The organism is Acinetobacter sp. CIP 64.2 (assembly GCF_000369645.1).
Taxonomy (GTDB): Bacteria; Pseudomonadota; Gammaproteobacteria; order Pseudomonadales; family Moraxellaceae; genus Acinetobacter.
Genome location: NZ_KB850122.1, coordinates 1948251 through 1964593, shown reverse-complemented (window position 1 = coordinate 1964593; position 16343 = coordinate 1948251). Strand labels below are relative to the sequence as shown.

The window sequence follows — 16343 nt, the reverse complement described above, 5'->3', positions numbered from 1 at the left end:
AAGAGCAAAAAATCCGATGCAAAAAATGCTTTTAGCCTGTTACCTTGCTGCCCTGAGTTCTACTGCCTTTGCTCAAGACATCAAAGGTCTTGCATTTTATCATGAAGATTGGGAAATTTACTGTAGCAATACAGGCACTTGCCGAGCAGCAGGTTATTATCAGGTATATAGTGATGATGAACCCGCTTCGCTGTTATTGACCCGTCAGGCTGGTGCGCGGCAACCTGTACAGGTCGAATTTGCATTGTCACGTTTTCAAGAAGTTTCCATGCCAGCAGAAAAACTTAAAAATATTCATTTCTATGTCAATGGCAAGGACTTGGGGCAGGTGGTTTTAGAGGAGGGCACCGATTTTCCAGTGATGGGAAAACTTTCTGCAAACCAAGTGAAGGCCTTATTACAACAACCCAAGAAAACAACCAAAATTGTTTTTAAAAATATCAATCTGCAATGGCAAATCTCAGATACAGGGATGGCTGCCGTATTGCTAAAAATGGATGATTTTCAAAAGCGTATCGGTACAGTGGGCGCTTTGATCCAAAAGGGTAAAGCTGACGAAGCGAATGTATTGGCGGCTCAACCCAAACTCATCGTAAAACACATCAAAACGTCGAGTAAACCTTATTTGACCTTACGGCCAAGTGATAAACGCTATGCCGCACTCTATCAAAATCTGATGGCGAATCAGCCACTGCCTAAAAAAGAAGAATTTTGTAGAGGGGCTTATAATGGCAAGCAAACAGCACCTCAAGCGATTGATCTGTATAAATTGACCAATAAAAAAGTATTGGCAGCGACTTTATGCTGGCAGGGTGCTTATAACGAAGGCTATGGCGCATGGGTGTTGGATGAGTCACTTGCAAATCAAGCCACTTTTGTGACAGAGCATTCCACTGATTTTCATGCAGGGATTCTCAGTAGCGCTCAGAAAGGGCGTGGCTTCGGGGATTGTTGGTCAAGTGATGAATGGGTCTGGGATGGTCAGCAGTTTATCCATACCAAAGACCGATGGACAGGGATGTGCCGAAGCCTTGCGGCAGGTGGGATTTGGGATCTTGATCAGATTGAAGCCGTGGTTAAGTAATACCGTGAAGATAAAAATAGCCTAAGGAGATAGCATGCTCACAAATAAGATGATTTTAGGTGCAATGATTTTGCTGGGCGCATCCACCTGTTTGAGTGCATCTGTTTTGGCTGCGCCCTTACAAATTCTGGAATTTAAAAAGGGGCAACTGAGTGCAACGGAACAGACGCAACTCTGTGAACAAGTGAAAGAGCTGTGTCAGAGGAAACCACAATGGCTGAGTTTAAAAACACCTGATCAAAGTTTATGGTTATTGTCTGAGGGTAATATTGCCCAGTTTAGTCATTCGAATTCTGGCTTTAAAGTATTGACGCAATGGCAGATTCCATTAGCGCCTGCTGAGGAAATGGCGCGATCAAAACAGTTTATTTTCCCTAAACTATTTCCAATGGATCAAAACCGTTATGCGGTTGCGCTGATTGATACTTTGACAGAATCATATTCAGGTGGCGGTGCGAGTGTTGAACGTGCCAGTTTCTATGAGTTACAGAATTCAGGTCAGACACATCGCTTTATTGAAAACTATCCTTTTAATTTTAGCCGTATGATTCGGGCCTGTTTCTCGGAACAGGATTATGAAAACTCTAAGGGCAAGTGCCATGATGAAGATGGTTTGAGCCTAGATATCCGTCCGATTAAGCCGATGCTTTGGCAATTCCGTTATCGCTACAGTCTGGATGTGTCACCTGCGTCAGATTCGGGAGAGAAATCATTTAAGGGCAGTCATAACCTGAATATCGATTTAAATAAAGCACCTGAGCAACCGAATATTCCAGCAGAGTGGGATTATGAAGGTGCAGGTTGAGTGATTTACCATCTTCATGGTTTTTACATTTTGTCAAAGCTTTGAGCGCGTGGGCTTACGCAATTTACAGCGTCATAACAGATGATCTTGTCAGAGCATGGTACAAAGGGAAAGATTGCAATTTGGAACTGTGCTTATGTCTCGTGTTTATACTTCTGCCCGCCGTAAATTTTCTCATTTGAGTTGTTCTGTGTTGATGGCTGCGGCTGTGTTGGGCACAACCCAAGTGGCGATGGCAGGGCCGACGGTCGATCAATTGAGTGATTGTTTGGTGAAGGCGACTACCGCTGCGGATAAGACCACGGTTTTGCAATGGACCTTTACTGCTTTGGCAGCGCATCCTGATTTAAAGTCTTTCAGTAATGTGACACCTGAGCAGAAAACCCAGTTGGATCAGAAGCTGGCACAGGTGTTACAGCGTGTGATTGTGGAGCAGTGTTCGACACAGACCAAAGCCGTGATTCAGGCTGAAGGAATTCAAGCAGTTGGACAGGCTTTTCAGCAGTTAGGTCAGAGTGCAGGTCAGGATATTGTTAAAGACCCAGCGGTCAGACAGCAGTTGCAAGGCACCTTGCGTTATATTGATTTAAATAAATTAGTGACGACTTTTTTAACGCCTGATATCTGGAATAAGTTGGGTGTGTTAAGAGGGCAGTGATGGGTTTCATATTGCCGAATTTGATTTTAAAAACCCGCTCTAAAGCGGGTTTTCTTTTGAAATGAGATTAGTTCAATTAAATTTTCTTAACTTATTGATTTGATATTTTATTCGTTATAACTCACAAGCCTTACCTTGATATTCGTAGCGATTAACCTTGTAGGCTTGACCATTCCAACGTAAAACTTCAAAACAAAATCCTGGCCCACCATTCTCAATATCAGGCCAGCCATCTGTTCCTTTTGTTTTTAAAAACTCAGGCATACCTGCTTCTTTTAAAATGGTTTTCCATTGACCCTTTTTCTGTTGCGCTACAACATAGTAACCAACGCCTGTATTGCCATAACACATGGTACCGTAATCTGAAACGATTGCATCTTTCAGCCCATCACCGTTTAAATCGGCATAAGCGGTAATTTCACCGACTGAACAATCACTTTTCCAGCCTTTTTTACTTTTTGTAAAACCTGCCGCTTTGAAAATAGCATCAGTATCAGCTTTAGGGACTTGAGGTGATTGTGCAAAATTAGAATTGCTGATTAAAAGTAAACAGGTACTCAAAAGTAATCTATTTTTCATAAGTTGAATGATCATGTCTGTTTTAGTTTAAAAAATTATTGTGCAGCTATTTTATCCTATAAAAATTAAAAAACCCGCTTTAAAGTGGGTTTTCTTTTTACAATGAGATAAGTTTAACTGATCAATTCATTTATTTGTGTAGGGGGCTTTACCCTTAGATGCTTTCATCATTTGACCTATAAGATTGTTAAAAGCTTTTTCTATTTCTCAAAAGTAATTAGCTTTTAAGTACAGCTTTTAAAATGCCATTTTCACCAAATAATTTTTCTCGATATTCTGCTTCGAGTTGATCCGTTTGCATGTGTAGGGGATTGAAATCTCTATCTCGTACATCCAACATCTCAATCATTGCTTTTGTGATAATTCCTATACGATTGATTCCTCCAAAGCCCAGATATACACCGTCTTTGAGCTCCCGAATAGAAAATTTAATATCACTGCGTTTTAATATTTTGATCCAGTAATGAAAAAGTACTGGGGAAAGAAGTTTAGTAACTCGAGTTAGAGCCATCCTTCTGTTTTTAGCTGTATTACCACCTATGGCATCCAATACATCAAATGCAACAGATTTATGTTCTAGCTCTTCTAGTGCATGCCATTCCCACAGGTTTCTACTTTCTTGCGTCGTTCTCTGTTTAATTAACGGATCAGTTAATAATAATCGTGCAAGGGTTGCCGTATAGTGTTCCATCACCACGGTTGCAGCCAATTGTTCAAATTTGGGTAGTTTACGAAATTCATCTAGTTTTGCTTTGGTTTTAGCTTCTATCTCTACAACTTCAGGATAATCCGATTGGATAAGATGCTCATTGAGAGACTGATGTTCACGACTATGAAAGGCTTCTTGCGCAATAAAATTGCGGATGTCTTCTAGTAGTTTTTCATCTTTAATTTGATCACGGACATTTCTTACACTCTCAATGAAAAACATTTCACCGGGTGGAAACATGGCTGAAAGAACCACAAATAATGAGGTAACAACGAGGTTATCTTCATAGTAAAAAGAAAACTTTTTGTTCTTATCAAAAGGAATAACCACATTACGACGAACGATTCTTTGTAGAGATTGTGCTGCTATATTCATTTTCTTTTCCCTTATAGGTAGGTGGTAATTTGAACAATCTTGAGTTTGTATATAGAATCTATCAATGAATTTGTACGGAAAAAAGACGGATTTAATAAGGAGATTTTTATAATGGTAACCATAAGAAAACCAAAGCAAAGTCGATCAAAAAATACTTATAGTTCTATAGTTGATGCAGGATTTATATCAGTAAAAAATAATGGATTAGATCATACAACTGTACTGAAAATATGTGAGATTGCAGGCGTTGGTTCTGGAAGTTTTTATGAATATTTTAAAAACAAAGAAGCCTTGTTTGTCGAGATGCAACAAGATTTTATTGCTGAGCTGGCTAAAGTGATTTACGAAGTCATCCCCACGGTTCAAGAAATGGAAATTCCAGAAGCGATCAGATCCATTTTTTTGCACATTGGTGAATTTTTAGCGAAAGATCAGAATAAATATTTCTATTGGCTTAGTGTTTCGAGCAAATATAGTACCGAAGCCAGCCATGTAAAAGCAGTGAAGGCAATCAATACTTTAGCGATCGAATATGCAGTTAAACATCCTGAAGTGCTCAGAATAAAAAATCTAAAATTGATGGTTTATGTTTTGATTAATTCCAGTGTTGCACTGACCATGAATTTCTTTTCATCTCAAAATACGGGTTTTACTTTTGAAGAATTAATTGATTGCTTAATTGATATTACGATGTCATATATTGATGATGAACGTAATAAATTAAAAATATAAAAAACCCGCTCTAAAGCGGGTTTTCTTTTGAAATCAGATCAGTTTAACCAATCAATTTCTTCATTAATTCATTGACTTGAGCTGGGTTAGCTTTACCTTTTGCCGCTTTCATAACTTGACCAACAAGACCATTAAAGGCTTTTTCTTTACCAGACTTGTACTCTTCAACCATTTTTTCATTGGCTGCAAGCACTTCTTTAATGATTGCTTCAATCGCACCTGTATCGGTTTCTTGTTTCAAGCCTTTCTCAGCAATGATGTCATCCGCAGATTTACCCTCTGCTTCCCACATAAAGCCAAACACTTGCTTCGCGATTTTACCGTTGATGGTATTGTCGACAATACGCGCGATCATGCCGCCCAACTGCTCAGCAGAAACAGGAGAGTCCGCCAATTCTAAGCCAGCTTTGTTTAAAGCACCTGAGAATTCACCCATCACCCAGTTTGCAGAGAGTTTACCTTGCTTCGCACCACCCGCAGCAGCCACAACCGCTTCGTAGAAGTCCGCCATTTCGCGTGACAGCGTCAATACATGCGCATCGTACTCAGTCACAGCAAAGTCAGCGATAAAGCGTGCACGGCGCGCTTTAGGCAGCTCTGGAAGGGCAGCACGTGCCGCTTCGATCTGCTCGTCGGCAATGATCACTGGTAATAAATCAGGATCTGGGAAGTAGCGATAGTCGTTCGCTTCTTCTTTTGAGCGCATTGAACGGGTTTCCATCTTGTTCGGATCGAACAAACGGGTTTCCTGATCAATCTCGCCGCCGTATTCCAAGATTTCCATCTGGCGTTCAATTTCAACATTGATCGCTTGCTCAATGAAACGGAATGAGTTGAGGTTTTTCAACTCGCAACGCGTACCGAACGGTTGACCCGGACGACGCAATGACACGTTACAGTCGGCACGGAACGAACCTTCTGCCATGTTACCGTCAGAAATACCTAACCAACGCACTAGGGTGTGAATCGACTTGATATAGGCAACCGCTTCTTCAACTGAACGCATATCTGGCTCAGATACGATTTCAAGCAATGGTGTACCCGCACGGTTTAAGTCGATACCCGACATGCCTTCGAACTGGTCATGGATCGATTTACCCGCATCTTCTTCAAGATGGGCACGAGTCACGCCTATACGCTTCACAGTGCCATCTTCAAGCTGGATGTCGATATGACCCAAGCCAACAATTGGATTGTCCATCTGGCTGATCTGGTAGCCTTTTGGCGAATCTGGGTAGAAATAGTTCTTACGCGCAAATACCGAGGCTTGGTCGATATAGGCATCAATCCCCAAACCAAAGCGGATCGCAAGATCAACCACTTCTGCATTCAATACAGGCAATACGCCCGGCATGGCTAAATCAACAAGGCTGGCTTGTGTATTTGGGTCTTGACCAAATTCAGTTGATGAGCCAGAGAAAATTTTAGACTTGGTCGCCAACTGCGTGTGGATCTCGATCCCGATAACGACTTCCCAACCGTCAATTAACTTTAACTTTTGAGCTTCAGTCATTATGCATTCTCCTCAGCAATTGCCGCACGTTTGGTATGCCAGTCTGTGTTTTGTTGATATTGATGCACAATCGACAACAATTGTGATTCTGACCAGTAGTTACCAATCAACTGTAAGCCCACAGGCAAGCTGTCTTTATCGAAACCAACAGGTGCGTTGATGGCAGGTAGACCTGCCAAGTTCACAGCAAGGGTATAGATATCGCCTAAATACATTTCAGTCGGGCTGAGATTCGCACCGATTTTGTAAGCAGTGGTTGGTGCAGATGGTGCAGCAATCACGTCGACATTTTCAAATGCTTTAAGGAAGTCTTGCTGAATCAAGCGACGTACTTTTTGTGCTTTCACATAGTAAGCATCGTAATAACCCGCAGAAAGGGCATAAGTCCCGATCAGGATACGACGTTGTACTTCGGCACCAAAACCTTCTGAACGTGAACGTTTGTACAAGTCCATCAAGTCCACCGGATTTTCACAACGGTAGCCGTAACGTACGCCGTCAAAACGTGACAGGTTCGAAGAGGCTTCCGCAGGTGCGATCAAGTAGTAGGTTGGTACATAGGCTTCAGTCATGTTGAGATCAATCTCAACCAAGGTCGCGCCCATGTCTTCAAGCTTTTTCAACGATTCTTCAACGCGTGCTTTCACATCAGCGTCTAAACCTGCCACATTGAAGTATTGTTTTGGAATACCAATGCGTAGGCCTTTCACCGCTGTGCCGTTTAGGTTAGCAACGTAATCGTCCACTTCTTTGTTGATTGAAGTCGAGTCTTTGGCATCATGACCTGCAATCACATTCATCAAATACGCACAGTCTTCTGCCGAACGCGCCATTGGGCCGCCCTGATCCAGTGATGATGCATACGCAATCATACCGAAGCGAGATACACGACCATAGGTCGGTTTTAAGCCAGTTAAGCCGCAGAATGAAGCAGGTTGACGAATGGAGCCACCCGTATCGGTTCCTGTTGCGATCGGCGCAAGATCAGCAGCCACAGCTGCTGCAGAACCACCTGATGAACCACCCGGAACATGATCCAGTGCCCAAGGATTCGAGGTTGCACCGACATAAGAGTTTTCAGAGGTTGAACCCATGGCGAATTCGTCCATGTTCACCTTACCTAAAGTCACGAGACCCGCAGCTTTCGCTTTTGCAACCACCGTTGCATCGTATGGTGAAATGAAGTTATCCAGCATTTTTGAACCAGCAGTGGTTTTAATGCCTTGGGTACAAAAAATATCTTTGTGCGCAAGCGGAATACCTGCCAGCGCATGGGCATTGCCTGCTTTCAGTGCAGCATCAGCCGCATTTGCTTCCGCAAGCGCCTGTTCTGTAGTCACTGTTACATAACTTTTTACTTTTGGGTCAATTTGGGCAATACGCTTCAAATAATGTTCAGTCAATTCGCGTGATGAAAATTGGGCTGTTTTTAAGCCTTCAGAGAGTTCACGGATTGATAAGCGATGTAAATCTGTCATATGAAAAATTTCTTTACATTCTAAATATAAAATATTGACTAATCGAATAAATCTTATTCAATTACGCGAGGTACGAGGTACAAACCTGCTTCTGTAGCAGGCGCGACCGCTTGATATTCATCACGATGGTTGCTTTCAGTCACAACGTCAGCGCGTAGGGGTTGCGGGTTGTCAAATGGGCTCTTTAAAGGCTCAACATCATCGGTATTAATGCCTTTCAAGCTTTCCATCATGCCAAGGATTTTATTTAAACTTTGAGCATATTCAGCAGATTGCGTGTCATTGAGAGATAAACGGGCAAGGTGTGCAATTTGCGATACCGTTTGCGCATTTAAGTCTGTTGTCTGCTGAGCATCTGATGATGTAGACATAACTTTACCTAATTCAGTATTAAAAAATTTCAAAATATCGTGCGTTATAATAAGCGATTGACTTGTTCAAATCATCACATTTAGTTAAAGTTGCCACCTTGTATTCACACAAAGTTTAATTGAGAACGCCCCCGTGATTCTAAAACGACTAATTGGCTTGTTTTCGCCGGATTTAGCCATTGATTTAGGTACTGCAAATACACTTATTTATGCACCAGGCCGTGGCATTATATTAAATGAACCAACTGTTGTGGCAATTCGCCATAGTGGTTCACAAAAAATTGTTGCCGCTGTAGGTCTCGATGCTAAACAAATGTTAGGTCGTACACCAGCGAATATTTCAGCGATTCGTCCTATGAAAGACGGTGTGATTGCTGACTTTGAAGTGACTGAGACCATGTTGAATCAGTTTATTGGCAAAGTGCATGAAAAGCGTTTATTCCCACCAGCACCACGTGTCGTGGTGTGTGTACCATGTAAATCAACCTTGGTTGAGCGTCGTGCAATTCGTGAGGCTGTATTCAATGCAGGTGCACGTGATGTTCGCTTAATCGAAGAACCGATGGCTGCAGCAATTGGCGCAGGTATGCCAGTTGAGCAAGCATGTGGTTCGATGGTGGTTGATGTGGGTGGTGGAACGACTGAAATCGCGATCATTTCATTACAAGGCTGTGTTTACGCAGACTCATTACGCATCGGCGGTGATGTGTTTGATGAACAGATCATCAACTACGTTCGTAAAGCACACGGTTGTGTGATCGGGGAAACCACAGCTGAAGTGATCAAGAAAGAAGTGGGTATGGCTGTGACTGACGGCAAAACCCTCGAAATCGAAGTTCGTGGCCGTAACTTGGCTGAGGGTGTACCTCGCGCGATTACGGTGACTTCTGATGAAATCACACAAGCCATTGCCGATCCTTTACAAAGCATCGTGAGTGCAGTGAAATCTGCGCTTGAGCAAACACCACCTGAGCTGTCTTCGGATATTGCAGAGCGTGGTATCGTGTTGACAGGTGGCGGTGCATTGTTGCGTAACCTCGATAAATTGCTTGCTCAGGAAACAGGTTTACCTGTGATTGTTGCAGATGATCCTTTAACTTGTGTCACTCGTGGTGGTGGTAAAGTATTAGAGTTCTTTGACAATCCAAACCATGACATGCTTTTCGTTGGTTAAATCATAAGGACTAGGCGGTGCAACCGAATCTTTTTTCAAGACAACCGCCATCTTTTCGCTCATTTGTCATTGCGGTCATTACATGTTTGGTGGTGCTTTTCTTTGATTGGCGCATGCCCTATGTAATTCAGCCAGCAAGGGATGTCTTGTATGCCGCGTATAACCCGATTTATGCGCTGGCAAGCTATCCTGTACTGTCGCGAGAATGGCTTAATCAACAAACCAAATCTGAAGCTCAATTGCGCCGTGAAAATACCGCGATGCAAGCAGAACTTCTTCAAGCTCAAGTCCGTCTACAAAAACTTTCAGAACTTTCTGCGGAAAATAACCGTTTAAGAGGGCTTTTGGATACCCCATTGATTATTGATGGGCGTATGCAAATTGCGGAAGTGATTGGAACGGATGCAGACCCATTGCGCCATATTATTATCGTTAACCGTGGTTCCGTCGATCATTTAAGAGTCGGGCAGACGGTGTTGGATGATAAAGGGATTATGGGACAGATTATTAATGTCTATCCTCATAGCGCGCGTATCATGCTGCTTTCTGATAAAGAACATTCGTTGTCAGTACGTTTAGAACGGACAGGCATGCGTGCAATCATTTCAGGTACAGGTGATTTGGGTCAACTCAAAATGGAATATGTACCAACCAGTGCCAATATTCAGGTTGGAGACAAAGTGTTTAGTTCCGGTTTGGGTGAACATTTTCCAGCAGGTTATTTAGTGGGTACTGTATCTAAAGTCAGTCGACATACGTCGGGTGAGTTTGCTGAAATTGATGTCACGCCGGCAGCTCAACTTGCCAGTGGTCATCATGTGGTGGTGCTATTCTCTGAATCCTTAGCGCAGGAGCAACCTTATGCCGATCGCTAAGTTAAATTATGAGAAGCGTAAAGATCCACTCTGGATGATTATCCTGTCTATTGTGGTGGGTTCAGTACTCATGGTCTATCCAATGGCCTATGAGGCCTCTGGATGGCGTCCATGTGTCATGCTGATGATCATGCTGTTCTGGATTCTCTATCAGCCCGTGTGGTGTGGGGTCTGGTTTGCATTTGGCATGGGACTTTTTGCTGATCTGTTGCTGGACGCACCATTTGGCTTAAATGCGCTGAGTTTTGTCATTATCACTTTTGGAATACGTTATTTTATTCGGGAACGCCGTATTCTGACTTTTGGCAATTCATGGGCAATTGCGCTGATTGCAGTGGTTGCACATCTGACATTTTTGTGGATTAGCCAGACCATCGCAGGCGCGCACTTTTCGATTGCACGACACTGGCAACCCTTGGTGAGCAGTGTGCTGGTATGGCCTTTAGTTTATTATTGTTTACATAAATGGCGCATATAATTCTCGCATCAAGCTCGCCTCGTCGGCAGGAGCTGTTACAGCAACTAGGACTGGATTTCGATACCTATCGTCCAGATGTCGATGAGACGGTGCGGGATGGGGAAACAGTTGCGCATTATGTCGAGCGCTTGGCGCGAGATAAGGCACAGATTGTTTTAAATAAATATCCAGATGCCATCGTGATTGCAGCAGATACCAGTTTAAGTTTCGCTGGGCAGATTATTGGCAAACCAGAGTCGAAGCAGCATGCTTTTGCTATCTGGTCTGCACTTTCTGGGCAATGGCACGATGTCTACTCTGGTGTTTGTGTGGCAAGCACGACTCAGATGTTGAGTACCGTGGTGGCAACGCAAGTTGAGTTACAACAACTCAGTCATGCAGACATGGAAAAATATTGGGCAACAGGCGAGCCGATAGGCAAAGCGGGTGCGTATGCAATACAGGGAATTGCAGCGCAATATATTCCGCAAATCCGTGGCAGCTATAGTAATGTGGTTGGTTTGCCTTTGCATGAGACAGCACAGTTATTAGAAAGGGTTAAAGCACTACGCTGACACTTTCGGGTATAAGAATTTTTATAAAGTTTTGAGTTTGTTATGGCAGAAGAGTTGCTGATTAACGTCACGCCGATGGAATGTCGTGTGGCCTTGATTGAAAATGGTACGGTCAATGAACTATTTGTTGAACGAACTGTAAAACGTGGCTTAGTAGGGAATATCTACAAAGGCAAAGTAGTCCGTGTACTTCCAGGGATGCAAGCTGCTTTTGTGGATATCGGTTTGTCTCGAACCGCTTTTTTGCATATTAACGATATGGTGTGGTCGCGTTCGCAGCCAACCCCCAACGTTTTTGAGCTGTTACACCCTGGTCAAATGCTGACTGTTCAAGTCATGAAAGACATGCTTGGCACTAAAGGCGCACGTCTCAGTACCGATCTTTCCATTCCTTCTCGTTATCTGGTGTTGATGCCTTATGGCAACCATATTGGTGTGTCACAACGGATCGAGTCTGAAGAAGAACGTGATCGTTTGCGTGGCATTATTGAAGGCATTCAGGCTGAACATAATTTACCAGGCAGTGTGATAGTGCGTACGGCTGCTGAAGGGGTCGATGATGCTGCGATTGCGCAGGACATGTGCTATCTGAGCAAGCTGTGGGAATTTATTCAGCGTAAACAAAAAGAAGCTGCAACTGCTGAACTGATTTTTGAAGAATTACCTTTACCGCAACGGATTGTGCGTGACTTGGCTAGTGATGAAACTGCGAAGATTTATGTCGACTCGCGTGAGATTCATGCCAAGCTGAGCGAGTTTGTGAATGAGTTTGTGCCGACCATTCAAAACCGTTTAATCCATTATCCGGGCGAAAAGCCGTTATTCGATTTATACAATGTCGAAGAGGATATTCAAAAAGCCTTACAAACTCGCGTGGCACTGAAGTCAGGTGGTTATCTGATGATTGACCAGACCGAGGCCATGACCACCATTGATGTGAATACTGGTTCTTATGTCGGTGGTCGCAGTTTGGAAGACACCGTATTTAAAACCAATATGGAAGCCACTCAGGTAATTGCAAGGCAACTTCGTCTACGTAATTTGGGCGGTATTATCATTATTGATTTTATTGACATGCAAGAAGCCGAGCATCGTGAAGAGGTGATGCGTCAGTTTGAGCGTATGCTGGAACGTGATCACGCCAAAACTAAAATTACGCAGGTTTCTGAGTTGGGTCTGGTCGAAATGACCCGTAAGCGTACCCGTGAATCTTTAGAACATTTGTTGTGTGAGTCATGCCCAACCTGTCAGGGGCGCGGTTATGTGAAAACAGCAGAGACAGTATGTTACGAGATATTTCGCGAGATCTTGCGTTATGCCCGTGCATTTGATTCCAAGGGTGGCTTTACTGTCGTTGCACATCCAGCAGTGATTGACCGCTTACTAACAGCAGAAGCCCCAGCTGTCGCGGATTTAGAACATTTTATTAATCGTGTGATTAAATTCCAGGTTGAAAATCTGTATACGCAAGAGCAATACGATATCATTTTAACTTAAAGTTGTAACAAGATTTCGCTTAAGCCTTGTTACAACTGAAATTTTACTTTCTATCACGAATTTTAAATACTAGAACCATAAAATGAGCCATAGGTACTTTTAGGTGCCTTAGCAAATAATATGAGGTATAGATCATGAATGTGAGTGAAAGTTTAGTGAACCACGGTTTTAAGCATGTTTTGGACAGTAATCCTGTAAACACATGTTATATGGTAGACAGTCAAGGTAAAGAAGTTCAGATTACCACGGCAATGATTCGTTTGGCTTGCCACCAGCTGTTGCAGCGTTGTCGCACAATTAAAAAATAAGGGGCCATTGAAAGCCCCTTAATTTTTCTCTGGGCAATTAATTTGCCACTTTCTGCGGTAAATCCTGAATGGCTTGTTCAAAGCGTTGAATTTCATCTTCTAAGTGAGTGAGTAAGTTTTGCATCTTAGGCAAAGCATTACGGCACGCAATCAAACCCACTTCCAATTTATCCAAATAACTTGTCATGGTGATATTGAGCGCCTGACCATCCATTACAATTGATGCAGGGTAGAGCGCATCTAACTTCGCACCATTCCAATATAAAGGCTCGCGTGGACCAGGTACATTAGAAATGACCAGATTGAAAGCTTGGCGTTTCGGGAGCATACCTGACGCAATATTTAAACCTGCGGGACCATATACAACCGCACTATAGTTCAAGATTTCATTGGCGGTCATACGACTAAAACGCTGTTTAGAGTTTTGTACGCTACGGCGAATAATTTCCAGACGCTCAATCGGATCTTCAATATGCGTGGCAAGATTGGCCAGAATCATGGTGATACGGTTACTGACATCTGAATCATCAGTACGAACTGAAGCAGGTACCATCGCAATGAGCGGTTTCTTTGGTAAACTGTTATGACTGAGCAAATATTCCCGTAAAGCACCTGAGCATACGGCTAAAATGACATCGTTCAAGGTCACGCCCAATGATTTGGCAATACGGCGGAAACGTTCGAGCTCAAAAGATTGTGCTGCAAAGCGACGTGAAGAGCTTACACGTTGATTTAATATTGAAGGGGGGGCCTGAAAGGTCGAGACATAATCTGGATTTTTGCCCATTTCTTTAAAAATAGTCTGGGAAAGTTCTTGCATAACTTTCGGCGCAACTTCCAGTTGCGATTTGATCCCTTCCATCACACCTTTAATTTTACTGACCGTTGGTGGTTTCGGGGCTTTAAGACGTTTGGTGCGTTTTCCTTCTACACACCAGAGTGGCACCACATGTTTTTCATTCGGGTCTTGCGAAAGTGATTTTTCAATCAGACGCATACCGGCTACGCCATCGACCATGGCATGATGGATTTTGAAATACATGGCGAAGCGATTGCCCTCAATGCCTTCAATAATGTCACAGGTCCAAAGTGGCTTGGCACGATCAATTAAAGAACTGTGCTGTTGCGAGATGTACACCAGAAGTTCACGAATACGTCCCGGATTGGGTAAGGCAATATGACGGAAATGATGGTCGAGATCAAATTCGCTGTCCTCACCCCAGAATAAACCATTCAGTTGGTTGTTGAATGGGGGAACGGGAATGCTCTTAGATTGTCGAATTTCATTGACGAGATCATGAACAAATGTGGGTGACGCATTCTCTGGAAGCTCAAACAAAAACAACCCACCTACATGCATAGGTTGTTGTCTTTTCTCTAGCGAGAGAAAGATAAAATCAATGGGGTGTAGTGGGCGCATAGCAGATCTAGCCTCTCATCGCATTTTTTCTAAGATACTCTCTTGGAGCTCTTATTAGAATTATTGGAACCGTTCTGCGCAGTATATACTGTTTGTTCTGGTTAAAATATGACTTTAGACAACCGAGTCAGCGAAAATAAAACCACTGACGAATCAGTGGTTTTAATATACCAAATCTTTAATTGATTATTTTTTGAGGTTGCCGGCATGTAGGCCGCATTCTTTATGCGTGGCCTCTTCCCACCACCAGCGACCTTCGCGTTCATGTTGATTTGGCAACACCGCGCGTGTACATGGCTCACAACCAATTGAAATAAAACCACGTTCATGCAATGGGTTATATGGAATTTCCATCATTCGGATATAACTCCATACATCAGCACTGCTCCAGTTCGCCAGTGGATTATATTTAATCAACTGCTTGCCCTCACCAGAAAAACCGACATCCGCTTGAATCACAGGCACTTCGCTACGGGTCGGACTTTGATCCTTGCGCTGGCCCGTAATCCAGCCATCTAAGGTTGCCAGTTTCTTACGTAGAGGTTGTACCTTACGGATTCCACAGCATTCCTGATGTCCATCTTCAAAAAAGCTAAACAGGCCTTTTTCAGTGACGAATTGCTGAACAGCAGTAGACTCCGGGAAGCAAATTTCAATATCGATCTTATAATGCTTACGAACTGTTTCAATGAACTGGTAAGTCTCTGCATGTAAACGTCCCGTATCCAGACTAAACACACGGAAGGGCTTACCTAGACGCGAGGCAATATCAATTAGAACAACATCTTCTGCACCAGAAAATGAAATTGCGATTTCACCTTGCTGGCTTAATGCAAGTTCTAAAATTTCTCGTGGCGATTTATCTGCGTATTCAGCAGCGAACGCATCTACAAGGTCAATAGTCGGAATAACAGTCATGGATGTTCCTGGCGATAGGCTTGGGCACAATTGTAAATCATTCGAAGCAAAGCAGTTTGCTTATGTCAGATTTTAATCTTGCAGAATATGTGATTTTATTCCACAACAGCACAAAAATTGAATAATCTTAGTGCTATGATACAGCAATTTTTAACCAACATTGGAAGCATTCATGGAAATCGTATGCCTAGATCTTGAAGGGGTTTTAGTTCCAGAAATCTGGATCAACTTTGCAAAAAAAACAGGGATTAAAGAACTAGAAGCCACCACACGTGATATTCCGGATTACGATGTGTTGATGACACAACGTCTGAATATCTTAAAACAGCATGGTTTGGGCTTAAATGATATTCAGGCAGTGATTGCAGATATGGGCCCTTTTGAAGGAGCCAAAGAGTTTGTTGAGTGGGTACGTACCCATTTCCAACTGATTATTTTATCAGATACTTTTTATGAGTTTGCTCATCCATTGATGAAGCAATTGGGATGGCCAACCATTTTCTGTCATAAACTTGAAACCGATGAAAATGGCATGATCACAGCTTATAAATTACGTCAACCTGATCAAAAGCGTCAGGCGGTAAAAGCATTACATGGTTTGAATTTCCGCGTGATTGCAGCTGGGGATTCTTATAACGATACCACCATGCTAGGTGAAGCAGATCATGGTTTCCTGTTCGATGCGCCAGCAAATGTGATTGCAGAATTCCCTCAATTCCCGCCATTGCATGGTTATGAAGCACTTAAACAGGCGATTCGTTCGGTATCGCAACGTGATATTCCAGAATAACTCGTCCTCTCTAACCCTCCTTTAC

The 16343-nt window shown here is 42.9% G+C and carries 18 protein-coding genes and 1 pseudogene; 11 read left to right on the top strand and 8 right to left on the bottom strand.

The genetic code is table 11. The features are described from left to right. Window positions 1–16: 16 nt before the first annotated feature. From F895_RS02015 to F895_RS02025, 3 genes are all read left to right on the top strand, one after another. A complete protein-coding gene (locus F895_RS02015) occupies window positions 17–1084 on the top strand; it encodes a DUF1176 domain-containing protein (RefSeq protein ID WP_005244001.1) in 1068 nt (355 codons plus the stop codon). A gap of 34 nt (window positions 1085–1118) precedes the next feature. After that, window positions 1119–1889, top strand: coding sequence for a hypothetical protein (locus F895_RS02020; RefSeq protein ID WP_005243999.1), 771 nt, complete (start codon window positions 1119–1121; stop codon window positions 1887–1889). A gap of 136 nt (window positions 1890–2025) precedes the next feature. Then, on the top strand, window positions 2026–2547 hold the full coding sequence (locus F895_RS02025) for a hypothetical protein (RefSeq protein WP_005243997.1): 522 nt from the start codon (window positions 2026–2028) through the stop codon (window positions 2545–2547). A 114-nt stretch (window positions 2548–2661) separates the two neighbouring features. Here F895_RS02025 and F895_RS02030 read toward each other — a convergent pair whose 3' ends face one another. The 3 genes and pseudogenes from F895_RS02030 to F895_RS02035 all read right to left on the bottom strand — a co-directional run bounded on the left by F895_RS02030 (window position 2662) and on the right by F895_RS02035 (window position 4210). Continuing rightward, a complete protein-coding gene (locus F895_RS02030; RefSeq protein ID WP_005243996.1) occupies window positions 2662–3141 on the bottom strand; it encodes a hypothetical protein in 480 nt (159 codons plus the stop codon). Window positions 3142–3239: 98 nt separating this feature from the next. Continuing rightward, window positions 3240–3327 (bottom strand): annotated as a pseudogene (locus tag F895_RS20495) (hypothetical protein); the annotation flags it as partial. A gap of 16 nt (window positions 3328–3343) precedes the next feature. Continuing rightward, a complete protein-coding gene (locus tag F895_RS02035) occupies window positions 3344–4210 on the bottom strand; it encodes a metal-dependent hydrolase (protein ID WP_005243993.1) in 867 nt (288 codons plus the stop codon). A gap of 111 nt (window positions 4211–4321) precedes the next feature. On the opposite strand from F895_RS02035, the gene F895_RS02040 reads away from it, so the two are divergent. Further along, on the top strand, window positions 4322–4942 hold the full coding sequence (locus F895_RS02040; protein ID WP_005243992.1) for a TetR/AcrR family transcriptional regulator: 621 nt from the start codon (window positions 4322–4324) through the stop codon (window positions 4940–4942). Window positions 4943–4985: 43 nt separating this feature from the next. On the opposite strand, the gene gatB is transcribed toward F895_RS02040, so the two are convergent. The 3 genes from gatB to gatC are packed head-to-tail and all read right to left on the bottom strand — an operon-like array spanning window position 4986 to window position 8304. After that, on the bottom strand, window positions 4986–6455 hold the full coding sequence (gene gatB, locus F895_RS02045) for an Asp-tRNA(Asn)/Glu-tRNA(Gln) amidotransferase subunit GatB (protein WP_005243990.1): 1470 nt from the start codon (window positions 6453–6455) through the stop codon (window positions 4986–4988). Next, window positions 6455–7933 carry an Asp-tRNA(Asn)/Glu-tRNA(Gln) amidotransferase subunit GatA gene (gene gatA, locus F895_RS02050; RefSeq protein ID WP_005243988.1) on the bottom strand — a complete coding sequence of 493 codons (1479 nt, stop codon included), beginning with the start codon at window positions 7931–7933 and terminating at the stop codon, window positions 6455–6457. The genes gatB and gatA overlap by 1 nt, the downstream gene beginning before the upstream one ends. A gap of 53 nt (window positions 7934–7986) precedes the next feature. Next, window positions 7987–8304, bottom strand: coding sequence for an Asp-tRNA(Asn)/Glu-tRNA(Gln) amidotransferase subunit GatC (gene gatC, locus F895_RS02055; protein WP_004652310.1), 318 nt, complete (start codon window positions 8302–8304; stop codon window positions 7987–7989). A 133-nt stretch (window positions 8305–8437) separates the two neighbouring features. Between gatC and F895_RS02060 the strand changes: the two genes are divergently transcribed. The 6 genes from F895_RS02060 to F895_RS19985 all read left to right on the top strand — a co-directional run bounded on the left by F895_RS02060 (window position 8438) and on the right by F895_RS19985 (window position 13190). Beyond that, window positions 8438–9478, top strand: a complete 1041-nt coding sequence (locus F895_RS02060; protein ID WP_005226999.1) for a rod shape-determining protein — start codon at window positions 8438–8440, stop codon at window positions 9476–9478. 17 nt (window positions 9479–9495) lie between these two features. Continuing rightward, window positions 9496–10353: a rod shape-determining protein MreC gene (gene mreC / locus F895_RS02065; protein WP_005243984.1), complete on the top strand. Its 858-nt coding sequence runs from the start codon at window positions 9496–9498 to the stop codon at window positions 10351–10353. Further along, window positions 10340–10831: a rod shape-determining protein MreD gene (gene mreD, locus F895_RS02070; RefSeq protein WP_005243982.1), complete on the top strand. Its 492-nt coding sequence runs from the start codon at window positions 10340–10342 to the stop codon at window positions 10829–10831. The genes mreC and mreD overlap by 14 nt, the downstream gene beginning before the upstream one ends. Then, window positions 10819–11385: a Maf-like protein gene (locus F895_RS02075; protein ID WP_005243979.1), complete on the top strand. Its 567-nt coding sequence runs from the start codon at window positions 10819–10821 to the stop codon at window positions 11383–11385. Before mreD ends, F895_RS02075 begins: the two co-directional genes overlap by 13 nt. A gap of 42 nt (window positions 11386–11427) precedes the next feature. Continuing rightward, a complete protein-coding gene (gene rng, locus F895_RS02080; RefSeq protein ID WP_005243977.1) occupies window positions 11428–12882 on the top strand; it encodes a ribonuclease G in 1455 nt (484 codons plus the stop codon). 134 nt (window positions 12883–13016) lie between these two features. Beyond that, window positions 13017–13190, top strand: coding sequence for a PA1571 family protein (locus tag F895_RS19985; RefSeq protein ID WP_005243969.1), 174 nt, complete (start codon window positions 13017–13019; stop codon window positions 13188–13190). Window positions 13191–13227: 37 nt separating this feature from the next. On the opposite strand, the gene F895_RS02085 is transcribed toward F895_RS19985, so the two are convergent. After that, window positions 13228–14610: a WS/DGAT/MGAT family O-acyltransferase gene (locus tag F895_RS02085; RefSeq protein WP_005243968.1), complete on the bottom strand. Its 1383-nt coding sequence runs from the start codon at window positions 14608–14610 to the stop codon at window positions 13228–13230. Between the two features lie 186 nt (window positions 14611–14796). Next, on the bottom strand, window positions 14797–15528 hold the full coding sequence (locus tag F895_RS02090; protein WP_005243966.1) for a phosphoadenylyl-sulfate reductase: 732 nt from the start codon (window positions 15526–15528) through the stop codon (window positions 14797–14799). Window positions 15529–15700: 172 nt separating this feature from the next. On the opposite strand from F895_RS02090, the gene thrH reads away from it, so the two are divergent. Then, window positions 15701–16318, top strand: a complete 618-nt coding sequence (thrH, locus tag F895_RS02095) for a bifunctional phosphoserine phosphatase/homoserine phosphotransferase ThrH (RefSeq protein WP_004652299.1) — start codon at window positions 15701–15703, stop codon at window positions 16316–16318. Window positions 16319–16343 lie beyond the last annotated feature (25 nt).